22 protein-coding genes are annotated in these 22,227 nt (G+C 60.8%); 18 read left to right on the top strand and 4 right to left on the bottom strand.

Translation table 11 applies throughout. From position 1 onward, the window contains the following. Nucleotides 1–32: 32 nt before the first annotated feature. Nucleotides 33–599: an acyltransferase gene (locus tag A0U87_RS14255; RefSeq protein ID WP_004207140.1), complete on the bottom strand. Its 567-nt coding sequence runs from the start codon at nt 597–599 to the stop codon at nt 33–35. 270 nt (nt 600–869) lie between these two features. On the opposite strand from A0U87_RS14255, the gene A0U87_RS14250 reads away from it, so the two are divergent. Further along, nucleotides 870–2,036, top strand: coding sequence for an NAD-dependent epimerase/dehydratase family protein (locus tag A0U87_RS14250; protein ID WP_048936471.1), 1,167 nt, complete (start codon nt 870–872; stop codon nt 2,034–2,036). 26 nt (nt 2,037–2,062) lie between these two features. Here A0U87_RS14250 and A0U87_RS14245 read toward each other — a convergent pair whose 3' ends face one another. Further along, a complete protein-coding gene (locus A0U87_RS14245) occupies nt 2,063–2,638 on the bottom strand; it encodes a hypothetical protein (RefSeq protein WP_122928048.1) in 576 nt (191 codons plus the stop codon). A gap of 155 nt (nt 2,639–2,793) precedes the next feature. Between A0U87_RS14245 and A0U87_RS14240 the strand changes: the two genes are divergently transcribed. The 9 genes from A0U87_RS14240 (at nt 2,794) to A0U87_RS14200 (ending at nt 13,147) form a co-directional block, all read left to right on the top strand. Further along, complete coding sequence (locus tag A0U87_RS14240) at nt 2,794–3,732, top strand: glycoside hydrolase family 5 protein (RefSeq protein WP_240700564.1); 939 nt, start codon at nt 2,794–2,796, stop codon at nt 3,730–3,732. Beyond that, the gene (locus A0U87_RS14235; RefSeq protein ID WP_240700563.1) at nt 3,627–4,928 is read left to right on the top strand and encodes an outer membrane beta-barrel protein; all 1,302 of its coding nucleotides are present in this window, start codon (nt 3,627–3,629) and stop codon (nt 4,926–4,928) included. The genes A0U87_RS14240 and A0U87_RS14235 overlap by 106 nt, the downstream gene beginning before the upstream one ends. Before the next feature lie 11 nt (nt 4,929–4,939). Further along, the gene (locus A0U87_RS14230) at nt 4,940–5,734 is read left to right on the top strand and encodes a polysaccharide biosynthesis/export family protein (protein WP_100206924.1); all 795 of its coding nucleotides are present in this window, start codon (nt 4,940–4,942) and stop codon (nt 5,732–5,734) included. A 192-nt stretch (nt 5,735–5,926) separates the two neighbouring features. Then, a complete protein-coding gene (locus A0U87_RS14225; protein WP_048936475.1) occupies nt 5,927–7,072 on the top strand; it encodes an ATP-binding protein in 1,146 nt (381 codons plus the stop codon). Between the two features lie 18 nt (nt 7,073–7,090). Next, nucleotides 7,091–8,452, top strand: coding sequence for an exopolysaccharide biosynthesis protein (locus A0U87_RS14220; RefSeq protein WP_048936674.1), 1,362 nt, complete (start codon nt 7,091–7,093; stop codon nt 8,450–8,452). Then, nucleotides 8,449–9,159, top strand: a complete 711-nt coding sequence (locus A0U87_RS14215) for a hypothetical protein (RefSeq protein ID WP_048936476.1) — start codon at nt 8,449–8,451, stop codon at nt 9,157–9,159. Before A0U87_RS14220 ends, A0U87_RS14215 begins: the two co-directional genes overlap by 4 nt. Before the next feature lie 34 nt (nt 9,160–9,193). After that, entirely contained in the window at nt 9,194–11,089 is a 1,896-nt protein-coding gene (locus tag A0U87_RS14210; RefSeq protein ID WP_048936477.1) for a WecB/TagA/CpsF family glycosyltransferase, read from the top strand. Further along, a complete protein-coding gene (locus A0U87_RS14205; protein WP_048936478.1) occupies nt 11,079–12,134 on the top strand; it encodes a glycosyltransferase family 2 protein in 1,056 nt (351 codons plus the stop codon). The genes A0U87_RS14210 and A0U87_RS14205 overlap by 11 nt, the downstream gene beginning before the upstream one ends. Next, on the top strand, nt 12,131–13,147 hold the full coding sequence (locus A0U87_RS14200; protein WP_048936479.1) for a polysaccharide pyruvyl transferase family protein: 1,017 nt from the start codon (nt 12,131–12,133) through the stop codon (nt 13,145–13,147). The genes A0U87_RS14205 and A0U87_RS14200 overlap by 4 nt, the downstream gene beginning before the upstream one ends. Here the strand turns inward: A0U87_RS14200 and A0U87_RS14195 are convergent. Continuing rightward, entirely contained in the window at nt 13,105–14,133 is a 1,029-nt protein-coding gene (locus A0U87_RS14195) for a glycosyltransferase family 2 protein (protein WP_048936480.1), read from the bottom strand. The genes A0U87_RS14200 and A0U87_RS14195 overlap by 43 nt on opposite strands. A 212-nt stretch (nt 14,134–14,345) precedes the next feature. On the opposite strand from A0U87_RS14195, the gene A0U87_RS14190 reads away from it, so the two are divergent. The 5 genes from A0U87_RS14190 (at nt 14,346) to A0U87_RS14170 (ending at nt 19,831) form a co-directional block, all read left to right on the top strand. After that, complete coding sequence (locus A0U87_RS14190; RefSeq protein WP_234415560.1) at nt 14,346–15,368, top strand: glycosyltransferase; 1,023 nt, start codon at nt 14,346–14,348, stop codon at nt 15,366–15,368. Beyond that, nucleotides 15,365–16,489: a polysaccharide biosynthesis protein GumK gene (locus tag A0U87_RS14185; protein ID WP_048936482.1), complete on the top strand. Its 1,125-nt coding sequence runs from the start codon at nt 15,365–15,367 to the stop codon at nt 16,487–16,489. The genes A0U87_RS14190 and A0U87_RS14185 overlap by 4 nt, the downstream gene beginning before the upstream one ends. Before the next feature lie 343 nt (nt 16,490–16,832). Further along, complete coding sequence (locus A0U87_RS14180; RefSeq protein WP_234415559.1) at nt 16,833–17,753, top strand: polysaccharide biosynthesis protein GumE; 921 nt, start codon at nt 16,833–16,835, stop codon at nt 17,751–17,753. Beyond that, on the top strand, nt 17,750–18,847 hold the full coding sequence (locus A0U87_RS14175; RefSeq protein ID WP_048936484.1) for an acyltransferase: 1,098 nt from the start codon (nt 17,750–17,752) through the stop codon (nt 18,845–18,847). The genes A0U87_RS14180 and A0U87_RS14175 overlap by 4 nt, the downstream gene beginning before the upstream one ends. Nucleotides 18,848–19,045: 198 nt before the next feature. Beyond that, on the top strand, nt 19,046–19,831 hold the full coding sequence (locus A0U87_RS14170; RefSeq protein WP_234415558.1) for a class I mannose-6-phosphate isomerase: 786 nt from the start codon (nt 19,046–19,048) through the stop codon (nt 19,829–19,831). Nucleotides 19,832–19,851: 20 nt separating this feature from the next. Here the strand turns inward: A0U87_RS14170 and A0U87_RS14165 are convergent, their stop codons facing one another. Beyond that, nucleotides 19,852–21,012 carry a nucleotidyltransferase family protein gene (locus A0U87_RS14165; protein WP_234415557.1) on the bottom strand — a complete coding sequence of 387 codons (1,161 nt, stop codon included), beginning with the start codon at nt 21,010–21,012 and terminating at the stop codon, nt 19,852–19,854. Nucleotides 21,013–21,179: 167 nt separating this feature from the next. Here A0U87_RS14165 and A0U87_RS14160 point away from each other — a divergent pair, with 167 nt between their 5' ends. The 3 genes from A0U87_RS14160 (at nt 21,180) to A0U87_RS14150 (ending at nt 22,110) form a co-directional block, all read left to right on the top strand. Beyond that, nucleotides 21,180–21,320, top strand: a complete 141-nt coding sequence (locus A0U87_RS14160; protein WP_004212599.1) for a lasso RiPP family leader peptide-containing protein — start codon at nt 21,180–21,182, stop codon at nt 21,318–21,320. A gap of 72 nt (nt 21,321–21,392) precedes the next feature. After that, nucleotides 21,393–21,692, top strand: coding sequence for a PqqD family protein (locus A0U87_RS14155; RefSeq protein WP_004212598.1), 300 nt, complete (start codon nt 21,393–21,395; stop codon nt 21,690–21,692). Further along, nucleotides 21,676–22,110, top strand: coding sequence for a lasso peptide biosynthesis B2 protein (locus A0U87_RS14150; RefSeq protein ID WP_004212597.1), 435 nt, complete (start codon nt 21,676–21,678; stop codon nt 22,108–22,110). Before A0U87_RS14155 ends, A0U87_RS14150 begins: the two co-directional genes overlap by 17 nt. Nucleotides 22,111–22,227 lie beyond the last annotated feature (117 nt).

Here is a 22,227-nt window from a genome sequence, read left to right as displayed (position 1 = left end):
CCCAACCCCGGACCTGACATATCGCCCTCCCCCTAGCTACGTCGAAAATCGTCGGTCGCCCGGACATGCTTCACGAATGCCGCGGGGTTGCCCCGCCACACCTGTCGGGCGGGAATATCATCAAAGACCACTGATCCGGCCGCCACCACGGAATGATCGCCGATCGACACGCCGGGCAAGATGATGGCGTTGCGGCCAATCCAGACGTTGCGACCGATGGTGATCGGACGGGGCCTTACGGAGCGCCCTTCATGAACGGGATGGAAGCTCGTGTCGAACATCGCAACATTGTCACCGATACGCGACCCGCCGCCGACATCGATCCGCGCAGCGCTGAAGATATGAACTCCCGTGTTCAACGAAACCTCGTCGCCAAGAATGATAGCCCCCTGCGGAACCGTAGCCAGGCGAATCCGGGTCGGTTCATTCCGCAGGCGGACATTGTTGCCAATGACCAAGGATCCGGGGTTCCGGAGATAAGGCACGCCACCCCGCACGCGCAGGCCCCGCCCCGGTTGGCAGCCTTGCGCGCGGAGTCGCATCACTGTCAGCCGCGCGTAAAGATGATCCAGCTGTGCAGACAGAAATTGCAATGCCAAACCCGTTCTCCGACTGGCGCTCACGCGACAAGCATGAGCCGAAAGCCTGAATAGCGGCGCGCCTCCACGATCGAATGGGCGCCAAGAACCAAACGCACCATGCAGATCCGCTCATGAAAACGCGTCCGCCTCGGACAAGATGGCACGTGCATCGAGTGCTCGCGTCACTCACCCGAACAAACACCAAGTTCACACATAACAAAATCATGTTCCATTATGTATTTGCACCTAATTGATAGGTGTTACCCCTGATGTTGACTAATACCGCAGTTGCGTAAGAATTTCCGCAATCAGGATCCACGCAATATTATTGAGATCGGGATATCAAATGATCGTTTCTTCAATGGAGACGCAATTGCTTTCGCCGATCAACGCGCCTGGACGCAAAATAGCGATGATGAATGCATCGCCTTTCGCCGTCGACCGGAAGCTATTTACATGAACGAAATCGGTTATCAGCCCATCATAGCAGTGACCGGCGCGACTGGCTTCGTTGGCGGGGCGCTCGCACGTCAACTCCTGCAAATGGGCTACCGCGTCCGCTCGATGTGCCGCAGGCCCCTTACCGAAGCGGAGCGCGAGAGCGGCATAGAGTGGATCGAAGGCTCGCTGACAGACTCTGATCGTTTCGACGCACTGCTTCGGGACGCACGCTATTGTTTTCACATTGCCGCGATGTTCCGTACCGAAGGACCGCGCAAGGCGTTCATGCAGGTCAATCGGGATGCTACTCGGGCCCTGCTTGAAGCGAGCCGACGGGCCGGCGTCGAGCGCTTCATCTATTGCTCGTCGATTGGCGTCCACGGGAATGTGGCCGACGCCCCCGCAGACGAAAATGCGCCATTCGACCCCCGCGATCCCTATCAGGAAAGCAAGTTGCGAGCCGAAGATCTCTGCCGTGACGAAATGGGCCGGCCGGGCATGAGCGTCGTCATCGTTCGCCCCTGCTCCACCTATGGGCCAGGCGACACCCGGATGCTAAAGCTGTTCCGCCTGGTCCAGCGCCGCCGTTTTCTGTTTGCGGGTCGGCAAACACCCAATTTCCATCCTGTCTACATTGATGACCTGGTCGCCGGCTACATATTGACGATGGTTCATCCCGATGCGCCATCGGGTACCTTCATCCTGGGTGATCGCGCCTTTCTGCCGCTGCGCGACTATGTAAGGGCCGTCGCTACCGCCTTGGACGTACCACCGCCCAAGACGACCATCCCCTACAGCCTCGCGCTGATGGCCGCGCGCCTGTGCGAAGCACTTTATGCGCCGCTGGGATTGCAACCCCCATTACCTCGTCGCCGGCTGACCATCTTCAAGCACAACCGCGCGTTCAGCATCAGGCGGGCGCAGACGGTCCTCGGCTATCAGCCGCTGATCAATCTGGAGGAAGGCTTTCGTCGCACCATCACCTGGTATCGGCAGCAGGGGATGCTCGCATGACCATGTCCATTGGAACTCTTGCCGACCTAACGGGCAAGCCAGCGGCCGATCCTAGTCCGATCTCGGCGATCGCGGCGATGCAAGCTCCAGGCACCGGCAAAGGAAAATACCGCTGTGGTCAGCGCGAGAGGAGCCGCGATGCCGCAAACCGCCAGCATTGCCAGAGCCGATCCGGCCCCTGTGCCCCAACGAACGAAACGGCGTGTGGCATGGGTATAGTCGTCGACAATCGCGTTGACATCATCGAGCATTATCCATTCCCGTCGGCTCGTCGCCCGCGCCATGATCGGCCGCACCGCCCCGTCGGGCAGCGTCAGCGCACGGATCATGATCATATCTCCGATATCGACATCGATGCGCGCGGGCAGTTCGACGCAATATTTTCCATCAACCTGCCGGCGATAATGGATCACGCGCGTTTCCGCATCGCCCGACTGCCCAACGTCGGTCACAACGCCCCGCATCAACAACAATCCGACGCTGCCGAAATGAGTCAGCAACGCGGCATGTCGTTCACGTCCGGCGACGGCCCGCGCCGCATGTCGCGACGCGGGCGCGATAGCGACATCCACGCTCGCCTGCCTGTTCCCGATCGGTGCCATGCCCTACAATCTATCCCTTTGCGGCGCTCTGCTAGCACAGGCGGGCAGCGCTGACCATGAGCGCCCCTCAGCGCCCGAGACGGACGGTCCTTGCGATCCGATGTGCTGCCCTCCTCTCGACGGCATGCCCTTGGATGGCCTGCGCGGAGCCACCGTTGTCGGGAATCAACCTCGCGGGCGGAGAGTTCAACTCGGGCAGGAAGCCGGGTATTTTCGGGAAGGATTATATCTACCCCGATACCCGCACCGCGGCGCCCTTCGTCGCGATGGGCATGAAGATCGTCCGGGTTCCGATATTGTGGGAGCGGATCCAACCCGTCCCGCTCCAGCCCCTTTCGACTGCCGAACAGGCCCGCCTCGACAAGGTCGTGGCGATCCTCGCCCCGTTCCGGATCATCATCCTCGACATCCATAATTATGGCGCAAACGGGGGGCAGCGACTGGATCAATCGCAAGATGGCAGCGCGAAACTTGCCGATCTGTGGCGCCGGCTGGCCGAGCATTATCGCGGGAACCGGCAGGTGGCCTTCGGTCTGATGAATGAACCGAACGGCATGGCTCCAGCACGCTGGCGATCGATGGTGGACGAAAGCGTCGTCGCCATCCGAAAGGCGGGTGCGCGCAACATGCTGTTCGTGCCGGGCTCCAACTGGACCGGCGCGCATAGCTGGATCGCTGGCGGCCGCGCCTCCAACGCTGCCGCCTTCCAGAACTTCCGCGATCCAGCCGGCAATTATGCGATCGAGATGCACCAATATCTGGACTCGGACAGTTCCGGGATGAAGGCGCAATGCGAAGCACCGCCGGTCATCCAACGCCGCATGGAAGCGGCGACAAAATGGCTTCGGGACAACCGCCACAAGGGCTTCCTTGGCGAGTTCGGCGCCCCAGCAAATGCCGCCTGCCTCGACAGCCTAGACGCCCTGCTCAAGCATCTCGATGCCAATGCCGATGTCTGGATGGGTTGGGCCTATTGGGCCGGCGGCCCATGGTGGGGCGCAAACTATCCCATGAGCCTGCAACCCGTACAAGGCAAAGCCCGGCCACAGGCAGCCATTGTTGCAAAATACAACCAGGCGGGAGCCGCAAGATGACCCGCCTGCATTATGCGCGCCTTCCCCTTGCCTGCTCGATCATCTTGGGCTGCCCAGCCTTTGCGCAGGTCGAAGTGCCGCCTGACGGCCTGACCGTGGCACCCACGGTACGGATGCTTTACGACGACAATGTCCTGCGCCAGAGCGATGATCTCGTCTCCGGCGACAAGGACGATATTCGCATCACCCCGGCGCTCGATGTCACCTTCAGGAAAAATCTCGGTGTCCACCAGGTCACGGTCATGGGATCGTTGGGCTATGACTTCCATCAGCGCTACAGCAATCTCGATCGGGAGCGCGTTACGCTCACCGCCAAGGGCGATGTAAAGGTCAGCGCACTCTGTTATCTGCGTCCAAGCGCCCGATTGAATTTCGCACAGGCCGATCTGGCCGATCAAGGCATTATCGTCGGCAACAGCGAACGCACCCAGGACTATGCGGTCACGGCCGAGTGCGACAAGCCCTATGGTTACTATCCCGTCATCAAGCTCGGCTATCTGCAAACGAACAATAGCGTCGATTCACGCCGGCCGTTCGACATCCGCACCCGCAGCGCCGGTATCGGTATCGCCTATAGCAAGGCGAGCCTTGGCGACATCCGGCTGATGTTCAACGTCGAAGCGTTTCGTCGCCCCCACTGGTCAGACGAGACGTCCGAACTGCGCATGAGCCGCGGTGCCGACAATTATCGGGTTGGGATCGAGTTCAAACGCGCTGTCGCTCCGCGTCTCAGTTGGAGTGCCGGAATTGGCTATATTCATACCAAGGCGCGTGATGAACGGGTCGATGACTATTCGGGTCTGGGCTATCATGCCGGTGCCGTCTATCGGCCATCGCCGCGCACCTCCCTGGTATTCGACGGCAGCCGAAGCACCAGCAACCAGAGCAACACCGGCGCGACCTATATCGTCCTGACCAATTTTTCGCTCCGCGGAAATGCGACCCTCAGTTCACGATCTTCGATCCAGGCTGGCGCGAGCTATGCCAGGCGCCAGTTCAAGGGCGAGTTGTTGATCGACACCGACATGATGCGCGGTACCGACGAAACGATCGCGCTCAACGCCGGATATCGATTTGCACTGCGCAGCCGCCTGACGGCCGGCGTGGACGTTCGCCACGAATGGCGTGAAAGCGCAGTCGAGCGCTACCGATATAAATCGACATCAATGATGCTGTCCCTTGGCCTTACATTGTGAGGAGCATGGCCATGTTCTTACCCCGTGCGATGCGAAACCTGTGCAGTTCCCTTCTTCTGGCCGCGCTCGCCAATCCCGTATTGGCCGGCGTCGACAACAAGGAAGCGGTCGCCGCCTATGTCCTGGGTGCCAATGACGAGATACGCGTCTCGATATTCGGCGCCTATCCGATCGAGGTCAAAACGCGGATCAAGGAAGATGGGCGCATCACCCTGCCGAGCATCGGCGACGTGGTTGCGGAGGGATCCACGACCAACGCCCTTGCAAACAATATCCGCCGGCAATTGCAGACCGGCGGATATTTCGTCGATCCGATCGTCAATGTCGAAGTCGTGAGCTTCGTCAGTCGATCGGTCACGATGTTCGGCAACCTCCAGAACCCTGGGCTCTACCCCCTGGATCGGCCTCAGACGATCGCGATGATGCTGGCGCGCACCGGCGGCGCCCGCGCGGACGCGGCGGACTATGCGATCCTGCAACGAACGGGAGAAGCGGATCGCCGGATTGCGCTCAGCGATCTCGACCCGCAAAGCGGGACCGGTCAGTTCCTGCGCGCAGGCGATTCCATCTTCGTGCCGAAGGCAGAGGAGGTATTCATCTACGGCCAGGTGAACAAGCCCGGCCGCGTCGCCTTCGAAACCGGCATGACCCTGCGCCAGATGCTGGCCCAGGCCGGCGGGCCGACTTTGGGCGGATCGGAAAAGAAGATCACGCTGCACCGTGGCACGGAGATCATCAAGAAGGCCAGCCTCGATATGCTGGTCAAGCCTGGTGACGTCTACACCGTCAACGAGCGGACCTTCTGAGATGCGATCCGGTATCCTGACAGGAGGCATTGCGTGAATATCTTCACCAGAATTGCCCGTTGGCTCCGACGAACGCCCGAGCCCGAGCGTCGCCGAGAAACGCCTGGCCGGCGTTCTCGAGCTACGGGCGGCGTGCCTCAAAATGCGCAATCGGCCGGTGCTGCATCCGTCACGCCGTCTACAAATGCAGCCATGTCCGCTGACGCTGTCCGATCAGCGATACGCAAGGGGTTCAATGCGACCCAGCCCGTCACGGCCGCCCGCCATCTTCATGGCCGGCAGCAGGAGATGGATCTGCTGGTGGAGGGGGTGCTGGACCGCGGCAATCATGCGATGATCTTTGGCGGCCGTGGGACAGGCAAGACCTCGCTAGCGCGCGTCTTCGCCAATGTTGCCGACAATCGCGGCTATCTGGTCTTCTACATGGCATGCGAGCCTGGGCAGGATTTCACCAGCCTGATCTCGCCGTTCCTCGATGCCGCCCGCGGAAACCTGCCGCGCTCACCCGCAACAGATGCGCCGATCGTCGTTGGACCGCGCGATGTCGTGGAAGCACTCGCCGAACATGGGCAGCGAAAATTCATCTTCATCCTCGACGAGTTCGACCGTATCATCGATCCGGCTGTTCTTGGCGAATTGTCGCGCACCATGAAGCTGCTCTCCGACGCGGCCCTGCCGGTTCATATTCTGGCGGTCGGCATCGCGTCCGGATTGAGCCAACTCATCGAAGGCCATGAATCGCTGCGACGGCACATGACAGCCGTTCCCATCGTGCGGATCGACACGGCCGCCGTGTTCGACCTGATCGATCGCGGCGCCGCCCAGGCCGGCCTCAACTTCAGCGATGCCGCGCGCGAGACAATTGCCCATGTCGCATGCGGCTCCCCCTATCATGTCCGCCTGTTCTGCGCGCTGGCCTGCCTGGAAACCCTCAGGCAGCGCAAGACAGTGGTCGAAATGCCGGCAACGCTCGCGGGGATGATGCGCGCGGTCGACGACTGGACGATCACCAATCCGACAGATGCTGCGCTGTTCCACGAGGCCATCGATCTGGGCGCTGGCCATTGGCCGGTGATCGAGCAGCTCGTCCGCGCCGCGATCGTTCCTCCCGGACTCGCACCGGAACAGCAGGCGTCGCATATCGACCGCGACGGTCCGGTCCTGGAAATCCTGCGCCGCGCCATGCACGCCCGGCCGGGCAGCACCGCCCTCATGTTCCGGGACAGCCTCGCCCCCCAATTCCTGCTCGGCATGTTGTCTGCCAGCCGCCACGGCGACCACCTGACCCGGCGTGTCGTCAGCCTTGTAGAAGGGCAGCGCCAAAGCGCTGCATCGTAAGGGACCGATAGGATGTACATGTTCGACATAACGCGAGCCATCCTGCAGCGCTGGAGGATGGCAGCCGCCATCTTCTGCTGCATCATGGCGCTGACGGTCCTGTGGATTGCGATCACGCCACGCGAATATCGCGCGACCGCCACCTTGTTGTTCGACAACCGGGCACCGGACCCGACCGGCGGCAAATCGAACGAGGCGACCGGCGAATCCATGCTCGCGACGGAGTCCAGAATCCTGCAGAGCGAGGTGATCGCCCGCAAGGTGGCCGAGCGGCTTGGCCTTTTCAAAAATCCGGCGATGCGTGCACGTTGGCAGGAGCAGACGAACGGCAACCAGAGTTTCGAAGGCTGGATCAGCCGCAGCGTCCAGTCGGGTTTGCAGGTTTCGCCCAGCGCGACCGGCAATACGATCGACGTCTCCTACCGCAGCCTCGATCCACAGCGTTCGGCGTTGATGGCCAACAGTTTCGCCCAGGCCTTCAATGATGCGCGCCTGGGTATCAGCAACGAATTCGCCCAGCGCTTTGCTTCCTGGTACAAGAAACAGATCGCCGCGTCCGAACAGCGAATGGAAGAGGCGCAGGCACGGCTTGCCGATTTCCAGCGCGCCCATGGCATTGTCGCCACCGGCGCCATCGATGCGGAAAGCACGCGCCTCAGCGAATTGTCGTCGAAACTGTCGTCGGCCGAAGCCGTTGCTGCGGAGGCCCGGTCGCGCGCGGCGGGCGGCGCCAATATGCCCGACATTCAATCGAGCGGGCTGATCCAGGGGCTAAGGGCGCAGATCGCAGCCAAATCGGCGGAAATCAGCCAGATGGCTGCCGAACTCGGCCCCAATCATGCGACGATGCGTGCCGCCCAGCAGCAGTTGCGCCAGATGCAGGACAGTCTGGCCCAGGAAACCGGCAAGATGTCAGGCACGCTGGCGGCGGCCAGTTCGGCGGCATCGGCCAATCAGGGCACGATGCAGGCCCTGCTCGACCAGCATCGCGGGCGTATGCTGTCGCTCGCGGCCGATCGCGGCAAGCTCGCCGTGCTGGAAAGCAATGTGGAATCGGCGCGCAAGGAATATGAGGCGCAGACCGAACAATTCTCGCAGTTGCATGCCACCAGCACGGCTCCGTCGCTCAACATCGTGCGGCTCGACATTGCAGAACCGCCGATGATCCCCAACGCGCCCAATATCGGCGTGCGGTTCCTGATGATGACGATGGTGGCTCTCATGCTCGCAATCGGCTCGGTCATCCTAGCCGAATGGCTCAGCCCGCGCATCCGCAGCCGTAACACCGTCACCTATCTTACCGGCGTGCCGTTGCTTGGTCAGGCAGACCTGCGCGTCAACGGCAGGCAACTCCGTATCGAAGGAGGCAATTGGTCATGAGGCTTCGCTCGACTGAACCGGTAGAGGATGTCTATCCCGGCCCGCCGCCGACTTACGATGGCGATACGCGCGAGGAAACGGCGACTGTCCACGCCAATGTCGATCCCGCGATCGCGGTGATCCACGCTCCCAGCGCAATGCTGGCGGAACAAGCGCGGGACATCCAGTCGACCCTGTCTGCAATGCGCCATCCCGACGGTCGCGCGCCCGGCTCTATCGCGATCATCGCAATCGAGGCGAGCGAGCAGGCGGCCATATTGACGGCAAATATCGCCGTATCGGCAGCCCTGAGCGGTCTGCGCACCTTGGTCGTCGACATGGAGCATTCTGGCTTCGTCCAACATCGCTTGCTTGGCATGAATGCGCGGACCGGCTCGCCGGACGACATGGATGAGCCATTTCAGCTGGTCCAGCCGAGCAGTATCCGGTCGTTGTTCGTCATGGCCGCGCCCCAGCAGGATGGCTGCGCCATCGACGGCAGTCCGCTTGCGCCACTGTCGCAACGCCTGTCGTCGCTGACGGCTCACTTCGATCTGTGCCTGGTCGACGCCAGCCATATCGACGATCTCGCTCATGCGGCAGGCAGCGCCGATTGCGCGATCGTTGCGGTCCAGCGCGATCAGACATCCACCAGCGAGCTCAAGGCCGTGATCAACAAGATGACCATGCTGAACACGGTGCTGATCGGCACCATCATGCTGATCTAGCGGTCAGCGATCGTCGGCACCAAGGGGGTCTGATATGAAAATCGCCCATATTTCCCGACAATATCATCCCGGACTCGGCGGGCTGGAAAGCTTCACCAGAAATCTGTGCCGCGAACAGGCTCGCGCCGGGCACCAGGTCAGGATGATCACCCTGGACCGCATCTTCGACGGCGACGACGCACCCTTGCCGCGATGCGAAATCATCGACGATGTAGAGGTGGTCCGGATACCCTATCGGGGTGGACGTCGCTATCCGCTCGCACCATCCGTGCTGCACCATCTGGACGATTGCGACATCGTCCATGTCCACGCCGTCGATTTCTTCGCCGACTATCTGGCACTGACCCGGCTGCTGCACCGCAAACCGCTGGTCCTGTCCACGCATGGCGGCTTCTTTCATACCGGCTATGCCCGTCGATTGAAGCAATTCTACTTTCACAGCATGACCCGCCTTTCACTGGCTGGATATCGGGCGATCATTGCCTGCAGCGAAGCGGACTATGAGACGTTCGCCAAGGTCAATCGTCGCGCACTTACCTTGGTCGAAAACGGCGTGGACACGGTCAAGTTCGCCGGTCTTGCGCAATCGCCTTCCGCCGAGCATCGCTTCATCTATTTCGGCCGGATCGCGCCGAACAAGCGGATCGACCTGTTGATCCGCTGGTTTGCGCATCTGCACCGGCTGGACCGCAAGGCCCGGCTGATCATCGCGGGAAAGCCGATGGGTGTCACCTTCGCCGATCTGCAACAGATCGTCGAACAACTCGGCTTGGGCGATCTGGTGGAATTTCATGATAGCCCCAGCGACGAGGCACTGCAGGCACTGATTGCCCGGAGTACCATCTTCGCATCGCCCAGCGCCTATGAAGGTTTCGGTATTTCCCTGATCGAGGGGGTGTCCGCCGGACTATATCCGGTCGTCAGCGACATTCCGGCGCATCGTCGCTCCTGCGTCAAGCTCGATACCGGCAGCCTGATCGATTTCACCGATCCGTTGTCCGCTGCCCGCACCCTGCAGGACATTCGCAAGGCGCAGCAACGCTCGCCCTCCCCGACCACTGCCGCAGGTCTGCTGGCTTATGGCTGGCCGGGTGTGAGCGCCAGGATCTCGGCCATCTACGAACATATTCTGGGACGTCAGACCCGCCAGATTGGGCCGCTTCGCCTTGCCGTTCTTTCGGAGAGCGACGCGCTGAAAGCAGTTTCGGGCCTCATCAGGGACCAGGCGCCGCGCGTGGTAGCATTCGGCAATGCCCATCTGATCAACCAGGCACGACGGGTCGAAGGGGTCGCAGCCGCGCTGAATGACGCGCTGGTCCTTAATGACGGCGTCGGCGTCGATATCGCAAGCCGCCTCCGCTACGGGGACTCCTTCCCGCACAATCTGAACGGCACGGACTTCATTCCCCAGTTGCTGAAGAGCTACCCGGACCGCCTCCGGCTATTTCTGGTAGGCGCAGCCCCCGGCATCGCGGAACGTGCAGCCGCCATTCTGGAAGAGCGTCATCCCCATATTCGCATAGTCGGCACCCTCCATGGCTTCTTCGACCCGCAAGAGGAGGAGCATCTGAGCCGCCATATTCGGGAAAGCGGCGCGGATCTGGTAATCGCAGCCATGGGGAACCCCCGCCAGGAATTGTGGGCGGCCAAATGGGCATCCCATATCGGCCGCCCCATATTGTGCGCGGGCGCCCTGCTCGATTTCACCGCCGGCCATGTCCCGCGCGCGCCTGGCTGGCTGCGCCGCATGCGCATGGAATGGATATTCCGGCTCATGAACGAACCGACCCGACTGGCAGACCGCTATTTGCGCGGCAATGTCACCTTCCTCATGAATGCCATCCGTGACGCCAGGGGTGGCTACTCGGACGGGCCGATCCCGCCGCCATCGCCCCACTCCCACACTGTCCGCAACGCCGATGCCGCCTGATCTCGTGCCGCCGAACCCAAAAGCGCTGCGTCGGATCGCGGTCATTATCCCTTACTTCCAGCGTGAGCGGGGTATCCTGCAGCAGGCCATCCGCTCGATCGTTGCGCAAACGTTCACCGCGCCCACCGAGGTGGAACTCCTGATAATCGACGATAGTTCGCCCATTCCTGCGCTGGACGAACTGGCAGACATGGAATTGCCACCCTGGCTGAAGCTCCGGACCGTGCAGCAATCGAACGCCGGCCCCGCTGCTGCGCGCAATCACGGACTTGATCAGATCGGACCCGACATCGACTATGTCGCCTTCCTGGACTCCGATGACAGTTGGGCGCCAGACCATCTGCAACAGGGCGTCGGCGCGCTCGAACTTGGGAATGATTTCTATTTCTGCGACAGCGCCATGCCGCCGTCCAGCCTGTTCGCTTCGCTGACACTTTTTGCGCAGGGCGCCAATGAGGATGCGTTCGAACCCCTGCCTCTGGGCGGGCAAATCTATCGCCTGCAGCCCGACCGCGCGGGGCAATTCATGGTGCAGGAATATCTATGCCAGACATCCGCCGTGATCCTGCGCCGCAGGGCGATGAGCGATCTCCGGTTCGAGGAACGGCTTCGCTATGCCGGCGAAGACTGGCTGATGTGGGTGCGGCTGGCGCACAGCGTTGAGGGGATCTGCTTCTCCAAGCTGGCCAAGGCCCAGCGGGGAGAAGGTATCAATCTTTATCGCGATGCGCATGAGCGCCTTGGTGCCAAAAATCTGCGCCGCCTCATGTCGATGGTACTCGCCAATCGATTGATGAAGATCACGCCGGGCATCAGCGCCGCTGCCGCGCGCCTGACCGACCAGCGCATCATGATCTTGCGCCGAGAGATGGCGGCGATCCTGCTTCACCCCCGTGTCTATCAGGGCCTGAAAAATGGTGAGCAGCGTCGCATCATCCTGGATGCCTATCGGCTCATGAACGTCTCGCTGCTGCCATTATGGCGCGACATCATCATTCGAAAGATGCGCTGGCACAGCCCCCGCCTGGACGAGGCCATAACATGAAACTCTTCTATTATCGCGCCAAGGAAGGGAATTTTGGCGACGACCTCAACGGCTGGCTTTGGGAGGAGCTTGCTCCCGGCCGTTGGTCCGACGAAGCCGATACGCTGTTCTGCGGCATCGGCACGATCATCGGCAATCAGATGCCGCCCGCATCGCGGATCAGAATTTTCTCGAGCGGCTTGGGCTATAGGCCTGTGCCCGAGGATTTCTCGACCGATCGCTGGGATGTGGTGGCGTTACGCGGCCCGCTCACGGCGCGCGTCCTCAACCGCCCGGATCGGGCGATTGCCGATGGCGCGCTGCTGCTTTCCACGCTGGATCGGCTCAAGCCCCTACCCGAAGCTGAGCACGGCCGGCCCATCTTCATTCCCCACTACGAGGCGATGGATGAAGGCGACTGGGCTGCGGCCTGCGCTACCGCCGACGTAAAGCTGGTGGACCCACGGCAATGCGCGCATCAGGTCATCGACGAAATCCGCCGGTCACGTCTGGTGATCGCCGATTCGATGCACGCAGCGATCATCGCCGATACGCTGCGCGTTCCCTGGATTCCGGTCTCCAGTTCGGGAAGGATCAACAGCTTCAAATGGCTCGACTGGTCACTTTCCCTCAACTTGCCCTATGAGCCGCGAATATTGCCTACCGCGACGTTGGACACTGCCTATCGCGACGGAGTCCGGCGTCTGGTCGGTGAACATTATCGACTTGCGCATCCTGATGCAGAAGGCGCGCTTGCGCATCAAAGGCAGATGACCCGTCGCGAACAGCGCGGCTGGTGGATGTCCGTGCGGCCCAAACTGAAACATCATCTGCTCGCCCTGCCGCGGCGTCTGCCACAACCACCCACGGTCGCGCGGCGTATCGCCACATGGAACCGACGGCAACACAGCCGCATCGCCTCCGCACTTGAACAATTGAAGAGCGAGACGGGATTTCTGAGCGACGATCGGATCTTTGCAAGCCGTGTCGATCAGCTCAGCGTCGAGTTCGACAAGCTGGTGCGATCGGGCTGAGCGATCCGCGCCATCTGCGCGCGATGATGCCAGCGACGGATCAGATGGCGTCCCAGCATGGGCCAGTTGCTCCAGTCCGTCATCATCGCCTCCAGCAATGCCATCGGCTTGCGTGCGCGAAGATGCGGATAGACGCGGTTCCAGCTATGCTGCTGCCTAATGGCGCTGGCGCGACGGGCTAACAACCGTGACAGAACACGATCATCGCGAACGCGGGGCAGATCCAGCATGGCAAGACTATGGGCGCGCATTGCATCCAGGTTCAATAATGTCCGGGATTGCCCCGATCCCTGATCCGAAATGGAGCCCTGCCGCTGAGTGAACAGATAATGCGGCTCTGCACTTAGAATGAAGCGACCGTCCGCCAGCAGGCAATCGATGATGAAGGCGAAATCTTCGCCGTGCCGCAACTGGGGCGGGTAGCGCAGGCAACGGGTCGTCAGGAAACGGCGACGAAATATCGGCTTGAGCTGGCCGAAATCGAACGGCGAGCGTCCGGTGATCGCGTTGCGGACGAATTCGGCCGGTCGGATATGCCGGATCGGCTGCGCTGTCCGCGACAATGCCGTGCCGACGACTGTTCCGGCGTGCCAATCATAGAAAAACAGATTGTCCGCGACCAAGTCCGCGTCATGCCGATCGCCGAGCGCGGTCAGATGAACCAGCCTGCCCGGTGCGAACGCATCATCGGCGTCCAGTATCGCGATCCATTCGCCCCGCGCGGCCCCAATCCCCAGATTCCGCGCGACCGAAGGGCCACCATTGGCCTCGCTTAGCACCAGTCGCACCCGTGGGTCCTGGTCCATCAAACGCTCGGCGATTGCCACGGTTTGGTCGCCGGACGCGTCATCGACGATGATCACCTCCACCGGGAGTTTCTGCGCAAGCGCAGATTGCACCGCGCGATCCAGGCTGTCCTCGGCGTTGAACGCCGCAATCACGACACTGACAAGGGGAGAAGCAGGAGCCGTCACGGGACTTTGCATAGGTGTTATGCCTTACTCGAAAGCGATAATAAGCTTCGATATACCAATCGATGAAACCGCAACGAATTGAGGAATTTCACCTAGTGGAATTATCTGGCACACCCAACGTTGCAATATACAGAAGAGGCTTCCTTCCTCTTTCTGAAACCTTCATATCAGATCACATACAGGGTCTTAATAGATATAATCCGATCATAATAACTGAGAACATATTGAACGGATACTCTATTAACGGTCACACTCCCCATCTGTTGCATCGCGCCCAGGCGGGCAAATATGAAAAAGTCTATAATCGGCTTACCGGCCGATATCGCCATGTCGGCGATGTCCTGTCGGCTCCCTCGACGCGATTGATCCACGCGCATTTCCTGCAGGATGGGGCGAACATCCTGTCCCTTGCCGCGCGACGGAACATCCCACTGGTCGTCACCGCCCATGGCTATGATGCAACGGTGACCGCGCGCGAACATGCGCGCCGGACCGAGGGACTTTGGTATCTGATGCTCAAGCCCTTCCTTCTGCGTTACGCCCATGGGATCATCTGCGTATCCCAGTGGATCAAGCAGTGCCTGCTCGACGCAGGTTATCCCGACCACAAGCTGCGCGTCATTCCGCTGGGTATCGACACGTCCAGCCTGCCGCCGCCACCCGCCGCCCATGGCCGCCGGGGCGCCCTCTTCGTCGGCCGTCTGGTCGAAAAGAAGGGGGTCAATTTCCTGCTCGACGCCTGGGCGAAACTGCCAGAACGCGTCCGAAGCGAACCGCTCACCATTATCGGCGACGGCCCCCTGATGCCCGCCCTGGTCGCCCAGGCCCACCGGCTTGGCATCCAGCCGCATTTCCTGGGCGCACGATCTCGCGCGGAGGTCTTCGCGGCCATGGCCCGTCACCGCATCTTCGCGATGCCGAGCGTGCGCGCGGCAAACGGCGATTCCGAGGGGCTTCCTATCGTGCTGATGGAAGCGCAGGCGATGGGCATGGCGGTGATCGCGTTTGACGATGGCCCGATGCGCGAAGCGATCAAACCCGGCATGACCGGGTTGCTCGCACGATCGCGCAACAGCCACGACTTTGCCGACCATTTGCAAACGCTTCTCGGCGCGCCGGACCTGTGCGGCGATTTTGGCCGAGCCGGCCGGTCCCATGTGGCCGCCAAGTTCGACCTCCGCAACCGCGTAGCCGCCCTGGAAGACTATTATGACGAGATCCTTGCCAGCACGGAGGCCCGTTCATGACCGGACAATCCGCCGCAAAGCCACAGCCGGTTCACGCCGAAGGACACCGCGTCCTCATCATCTCGCGCCATGACTATCGGACCCGGCGCCGCGCGAGCGTGCATTTCGTGGCGCGCCATATGGCGCAACAGGGCCATCAGGTGACCTTCATGTCGATCGGCTACAGCTGGCTGTCGCGCCTGCGTGGCGACAGCCGGGCCGATCTGTTTGATCGCGCCAATGCCTGGGAACAGGTGGATGGGCTGCAAGCCTATCTGTGGCGCAGCGCATGGCATCCGGTGAAGTTGCCGGTCTCAGGCAAGGTGGAATCTTGGCTTTACAGCAAATGGGCCAGAAACCGCTGCACCGCGCTGGACGAAGCGGCAGGCGCGGCGGACATCATCATCGTCGAATCCGGCATTGCGCCGGTATTGCTGAAGCGCATCCGCGCCGTCGCACCTTCGGCGCGGATCGTCTATCGGGCCACGGATCTTCTATCCACCGCCGGCGTGCCTGAATGCATTGAAGACATGCTTTGGCAATCGGAGGCCGATATCGACCTGATCGTGGTCGTCGCTCGCTCCATGCTCCCGCATTTCGAGGCCTTCAGCTGCCCCAAATTATTCATTCCGCATGGCGTCGATACTGCTTTGCTCAATCAGGCAACAGACAGTCCCTACGCGACCAAGCGCAACGCAGTCACAGTCGGATCGATGCTGTTCGATGCCGGGGCGATCCGCACCCTCGCGCTGGCACGCCCGGAATTCACCTTCCACACCATCGGATCGCCCAAAAGCGTCTTTCCGACCAATGTGATCCAGCATGACGAGATGCCTTTTGCGCAAACGCTCCCCTATCTCCAGCATGCCGATGTCGGGATCGCGGCCTATCAGCGCGCGGCTGCCGCCGCCTATCTCGCCGATTCCAGCCTCAAACTCCTGCAATATAAGGCAATCGGCCTGCCCGCCGTTTGCCCCGATTTCGCCGTTGGCGACCATGCCCTGCGCTTTGGCTACCGGCCTGATCATCCGCAGGAAATGGTCGAGGCTTTTGATCGGGCGCTGAACGCTGGCCGCAGCCCGGTGGCGAGCAAGGATTGGAGCGACGTGGCCGCCAAGCTCGTCGAGGCTTCTCTTGGCTGAGATTGCCCTTTCTCCGCCGGCTCGCGCGCGGCGCGACGCGGTGCATCGACGCAGCCTGATCCATGACAGGCTCATCAACTATGTCGCCGCCGGACTGCTTGTCGCCACGGTACTCTTCAATCCGGCCTTGGCCTGGGTCAACGCGCATCTGTTCCCGATGACAGCCGGAATCGTGTCCGCCGCGCAGGCGGGCATAGTTCTGACCGCCCTGCTCGTTGGGATCACACAACCGGTCCAATATAGTTTCCGGTGGCTGGCGCTGACCTGGATCATGGTCCTTTCTGCGCTGCTGACGAGCGCGATCAAGGGATATTTCGAACCCAAGATCCTGGGCGATATATTGTTGATCCCGGCCTTCATTCTGCTTGGAACCCGCATTGAAGGCGCGTTGCTGCGTCAAACAATGTTGTCGTTGCAATTACTGATCATGTTGGTCGGCCTGTGGGAACTGGCGAGCCCTGGCGGCTTTGGTTCGACCTTTCGCGTGATCGACTATTATGTGCAGACCCGTGGCTATGACGCAGATGCCTTCTGGGCTGGCGGCGACCTGTTTCTCAGTTCGGAACGTCCCGGCGGCCGCATGCTGCTCGACGGCCTTGGCCTACATCGCGGATCATCGCTGTTTCTGGAGCCGGTATCGCTCGGCAACTGGGCGATCGTCGGCACCATCTTCACGGCAGCCATGTGGCGGTCTCTGTCGAACGGCGCGCGGCTATTCATGCTGGTTTCGACGGCGGTGCTGCTGATCACGTGCGATGGCAGGCTTGCGCTCAGCGTGATCCTGCTCTTCTGCCTCTATTTGCCGATCAGCGCCTATGTTCCCGATCTATGGAGCGTCGCCTATCTGCCGTTGCTGCTTGTCGCATTGGTCGGGGGCGAAGCGCTGGGAATTTTGGCGGAGCATCAAGACAATCTTCCCGGACGGCTCAGCGTCGGGCTCGATGCGCTGCGATCGATGGACCTTGACCAATTGTTGGGCATCCGCGCGGATCGGGTCCGGTTCGATGACGCCGGCTGGGCCGATTTCGTCCAGGCCCAATCCGTGGTGATCGCGATGGGGCTCTGGTTGGCACTCGCCTGCAGCAGCTTCGGCCGCGATCCCGGCAACCGGATGGCAAAGCATGGCATTATGCTCTTCCTCGCACTTTGCCTGCCCATCAGCAATTCACTGCTGTCAATCAAGACAGCCGCTCTGATGTGGGTCGTCTACGGCTTCTGTTATGCCCGCGGACGCCTGACGCGCATGGAAGGAAACGCCGCATGAGTCCTGGCCGTCATATACCGGCGCTCGACGGCATCAGAGGCTTTGCTGCCCTGCTCGTCGTATTCTGCCACTTCCGCACGTTCGGCTACCCGGAACTCCTGCATCCGCGCGCCGGCGATTATGGCGTCCTGCTGTTCTTCACGCTCAGCGGCTTTCTCATGGGCCATCTCTACCTCCCCAGAACGCCCGACCGAGATGCGTTGGCATCCTACGCTGCGGCGCGCATAGCCCGCATCGTGCCGCTCTACGCCTGTGTCTCGCTGCTATCTTTCCTGATCTATCGCTTCGTCTACGCCGATTTCATCTATCCAATCGGACTGATCGAACTGGTCCGGCAGGGAACATTCACCAGTACCGTATCGGTCTTCTGGTCGATCGGGCCGGAGTTCCAATTCTACTTTCTCTTCCCGGCGATCTGGGCCGCCACCTATGCGAAGCAACCGCTACGCGGCTGGCTATATGTGCTGATCGGGCTGATCGTGGCAGGCTGCTACGCAGCGAGCCCTTGGCTGCCGGGCATCTTTGCCCTGGCTAAGATACACATCTTCATGACCGGAATTCTCTGCGCAGTACTGGTCCGACAGATCCCGGAAGACCGCATGACGCGATTATTCCCGCCGCTGCTGCTGTTCACCGCGGCCTTTATCTGGGTCCTCATCGCACCCCCTGCTTCAGTCAGCGCATGGGTATTCCCGCCCGTGACCAACGATCCGAAACACATCATCTACTATGCAGACCCTTTGAAGATCGTTGCCTGCGCCTTGGTCATTCTGGGCACAGCAATCCGTCATCCGTTCAACGACATGCTATGGGGCAATCCGTTGATGCGCCGACTGGGTGCATATAGCTTCTCGCTCTATCTGCTCCACATGCCCATCCTTCAATTGGTTCGCCTCGCCGGGCCTGCATGGGGCATCAGCATGCCCATGCAGATCCTGATCGCGACAATCTTGTCCTTGGCCGTCGCCGGCCTGTCTAACGAGATGTTTGAACGCCCCGTAGGCAATTGGGTCCGTCGCAAGCTGACCGATGCCATGAACGGCCATGCCGCGACACGACCGTTGCCGTTAGCGGCAGAAAGCCCTTCTTCCTGACCAGTCAAACAGGCGCGGCCAACTGGAAGAATGGACAAGCTTGTCTTGCGCAATCCTGCCAGTCGATTAGGTGTTCGAACGGATTTCAATCCGCTGCCAATCAATCACTCTCATGAACTCATTCCTTGCGGGAGACGAGCATGAGACCTCGGAGGCAATCGATCGCCCTGCGAAAAGGTGCAACGCAAGGCATACCCAATGCCAAGTATTAAGCTTCAGCCAAATTTCGTGGAAAAGATCTGGGGAAAGGACGTCGTCCCTAACCACCCTGTCGACAAATTGGGCAAGCGCATCGGCGAATTGTGGTTTGGATCTCCGTCTGGAACCAAGCCCCCGCTACAGGTTAGGTACATCTATACCAGCGTTAGATCGTCGACCCATATTCACGCCCACCGCGAATCCACCGGGCAGGAAGAATGCTGGTATATCCTCGAGGCGGAGCCTGCATCGATGATCGGCATCGGCACGATCGTTCCGCTGAAACAGCCGCTGCAGCACCATGCGGCGGCAATTGAAGCATGGGCGCAGTTCATCGATTGGCGGCCGGCTCGCGCCGGCGATTTCTATTTCGTGCCGGCTGGCACCATATATGCCATTGGCGCCGGCATATCTCTTGTCGAAGTGCAGCAGAATATCGACCTGACCTACAATCGCGATGGACATGACCGCACTCGCGGCCTTGAGACGAAGGCGACCGCCGGAGATCTGCAAACCGAGCAGCGCCCTGCTGTTGCCCTGCATCGTCCACTTGGCTGCAGCGGCGTCCTGCTAGATGATGGGCCTTTCGGTTTGCGACTGGCACATATGCAGGGCGGAGACGCGCTGCACGTGACCAACAGCGGCCTCGCCTGGTTCATTCCGTTGCGGGGGCGCGGGGACATCGATGGCCTGACCTGGCGGGCGGGGGAGTGCTGGTTGCTGACCCAACCCACTCCCCTAATCCGCGCGGCCAGTGACGCCGACTATCTGTTCGCAACGGTGTGATGCTTTTTCACGCAGAGCGATCAGCCCGATGCGGCAACAGGCGCAACATGGATAACGGTGGGATCTTCCTTCGGCCATCCCGGTATCTTGCGCGCTGCCTTGGACGCCAGGAAGCTGCCACCGACCCACATATATGTTCCCAGTTTCTGGCCGGCTCGCCGGTCATCGCATAGCCGCCACAGCAAATGCCGCAAGCGCGGCCAGGCAATGGACGGATCATCGGGCGTGAAGACGGCCAGGGATAAATCCGCGCCAAATAGGTCCGAGATCGGCAGTGGCTCCGCAAATTCCGGTACTTCCAAGCCGAACATGCTTTCGGCACAGGCCAAGGTGATGCGCAGACTATGCTCGATATTCTGCTCCGTTGCCCGTTGATGCAAAATCGCCAAGGCCGCATGATCGAGCCCGGCAATTGCGGCACAGAAGTCCAGAAGATAGGCCGCTGCGTGGCAATGCTGGGTCAAAGACTTCACGAAGCTCAGGCTTGCCAGCAGGATCTCGTGGATTGGCGATATGCAGGGAACCTTTACCTGCCCCAGTTCCTGATCCGCCGGCTCACGCAGAAACGCGCCCACGTCCATGGGGTGCGGACAACCCGGCTGCTGGAGCCGGTGATGAACGTCGACCGTTGCCTGGTTCGGCGAACGCGAGAAGAAATGCTGCTCTCCGAGAAAGGCACGCCACCAGATACGATCACATTCCGCGGGCAGGAAATAACCTGCCTCCTGGAGAAGCGCTGTGCAGCGACGCAGATCACCGCGATCGATCAGGATATCGACGTCCGATGAGGGACGATGAAAGTATCCGCCATAAATTCTTCTCTGAGCAAGCGGGCCTTTGAAAACTATAAATCGCAGATCATCATGGATTAGAGCTTTAGATATATTGGTTATTGTAGCGATGTTCACGCCGTTCATCGCGAGCGTCAACTTCCTGAACCTATCTTCCTCGCGCGAGAAGGCGTCCGGAATATCCTGCCCAGCGGCGCGGAGCCCGGCACCAAGGTGCAGCAGAAGTTTACAGGATTTCCCAACCATTATGATGTCCGCCCAATCGTCCGCGTCGATCGCCGGAGAAGGGGGGCTAACGATCATCTGCGGAACGGACAGGGCCACATGGCACCTCACGATATCCACGATTTTCCGTGCCTTGCGGGAGGGATCTAACAACACATCAGTCACGCCTTGAATGTTAGCTTATGCAAAACATTGCCCTACAAAGTTAAATCATGGCGATATGTGTTTATACCTATAGGTGTTACCGCGGATGGATTGGAATTTGACTTAAACATTTACTTACGATCAATTTATATCCGCTGAATGGTTCAGCAGATGATGAGGAGTTGAGTATGGAAAAGGAGTCTTATGAATCGCCCGAGCTCGTCGAACTCGGCTCGTTCGAATCGCTGACGCAGGGCACGTCCTATGGCGAAAGCCTGGACGCGACCTTCCCGGACGGTACGCCGCGCGGCGAGCTCACGTTCTCCTGACAGGGTGGACGCCCTTCTCGGACAGAGGGGGCGTCCATTCTCCTGCAAGGCTCTTGGTAGCGGGGAAGAAAGATGACGATCGCCTGGCCATCCGCGACAATCGTGGCAGCAGATCCCAACATCGTGTTTTGCGACCTGGACAATGAGAGAGTTCTACTGGACCTGACCTCCAGCCGCTATTTCGCGCTCAATCGCGTCGGCGTCCATGTCTGGGAAACGATCGCGACCCCCACCAGTGTCGGCGCGTTGCAGGATAATATCGAGCAACGCTTCGACGTCCGACCGGAACAGTGTCGCAAGGATCTGGAGAGCCTGCTAAGCAACCTGTCGCAGTTCACATTGATCAGCGTCCAGCATGCGCCGGCGTCCTGATCGCACTCTGGCAGGGCTGCTTCTGGCACTCCTGCTGCCGGTCGCACTGCCTGTGGTATTGGCTGTCCGTCTTGCCCTCAGCCTCACCAGCTATGCGCGCCTGTGCGAATGGTTGCCGCAATCCACTGGCCAGCGCAATCCGCTCTGGGTGCGCCAGGTCGCCCGCGCTGTCAGCATCGTCTCACGACTTGTTCCCGGCGCCACGTGCCTGACCCAGGCCGTGGCCACACGGACGTTGCTCGCCTGGATGGGACATGAAAGCTGGATCCGGATCGGTGTACGCCGCTCCGAAGATGGCAGCTTCCAGGCCCATGCCTGGCTGCTCGACCATCGTGCAAGGCCCATTATTGGCGGCAGACGACAGGACTTGGCCGGCTTCAACGTCCTGGCGGACCTGGACGGACTGGTCCGGCAATGAATGCTTTTGCCGGCCTGTTCCACCGCGATGGCCGGCCGGCACGACATTGGCCCGGCGAAGGCATCGCCGCCCTGGTATCACGCGGGGTTCGTTGCGCGATCGATAGCGGCCCGACGA

Origin of the sequence: Sphingobium sp. MP9-4, from assembly GCF_005281675.1 — a bacterium.
GTDB classification, from domain to species: Bacteria; Pseudomonadota; Alphaproteobacteria; order Sphingomonadales; family Sphingomonadaceae; genus Sphingobium; species Sphingobium yanoikuyae.
Note: the sequence above shows the minus strand (reverse complement) of the source record. Positions and strands in the feature narration are given on the sequence as shown.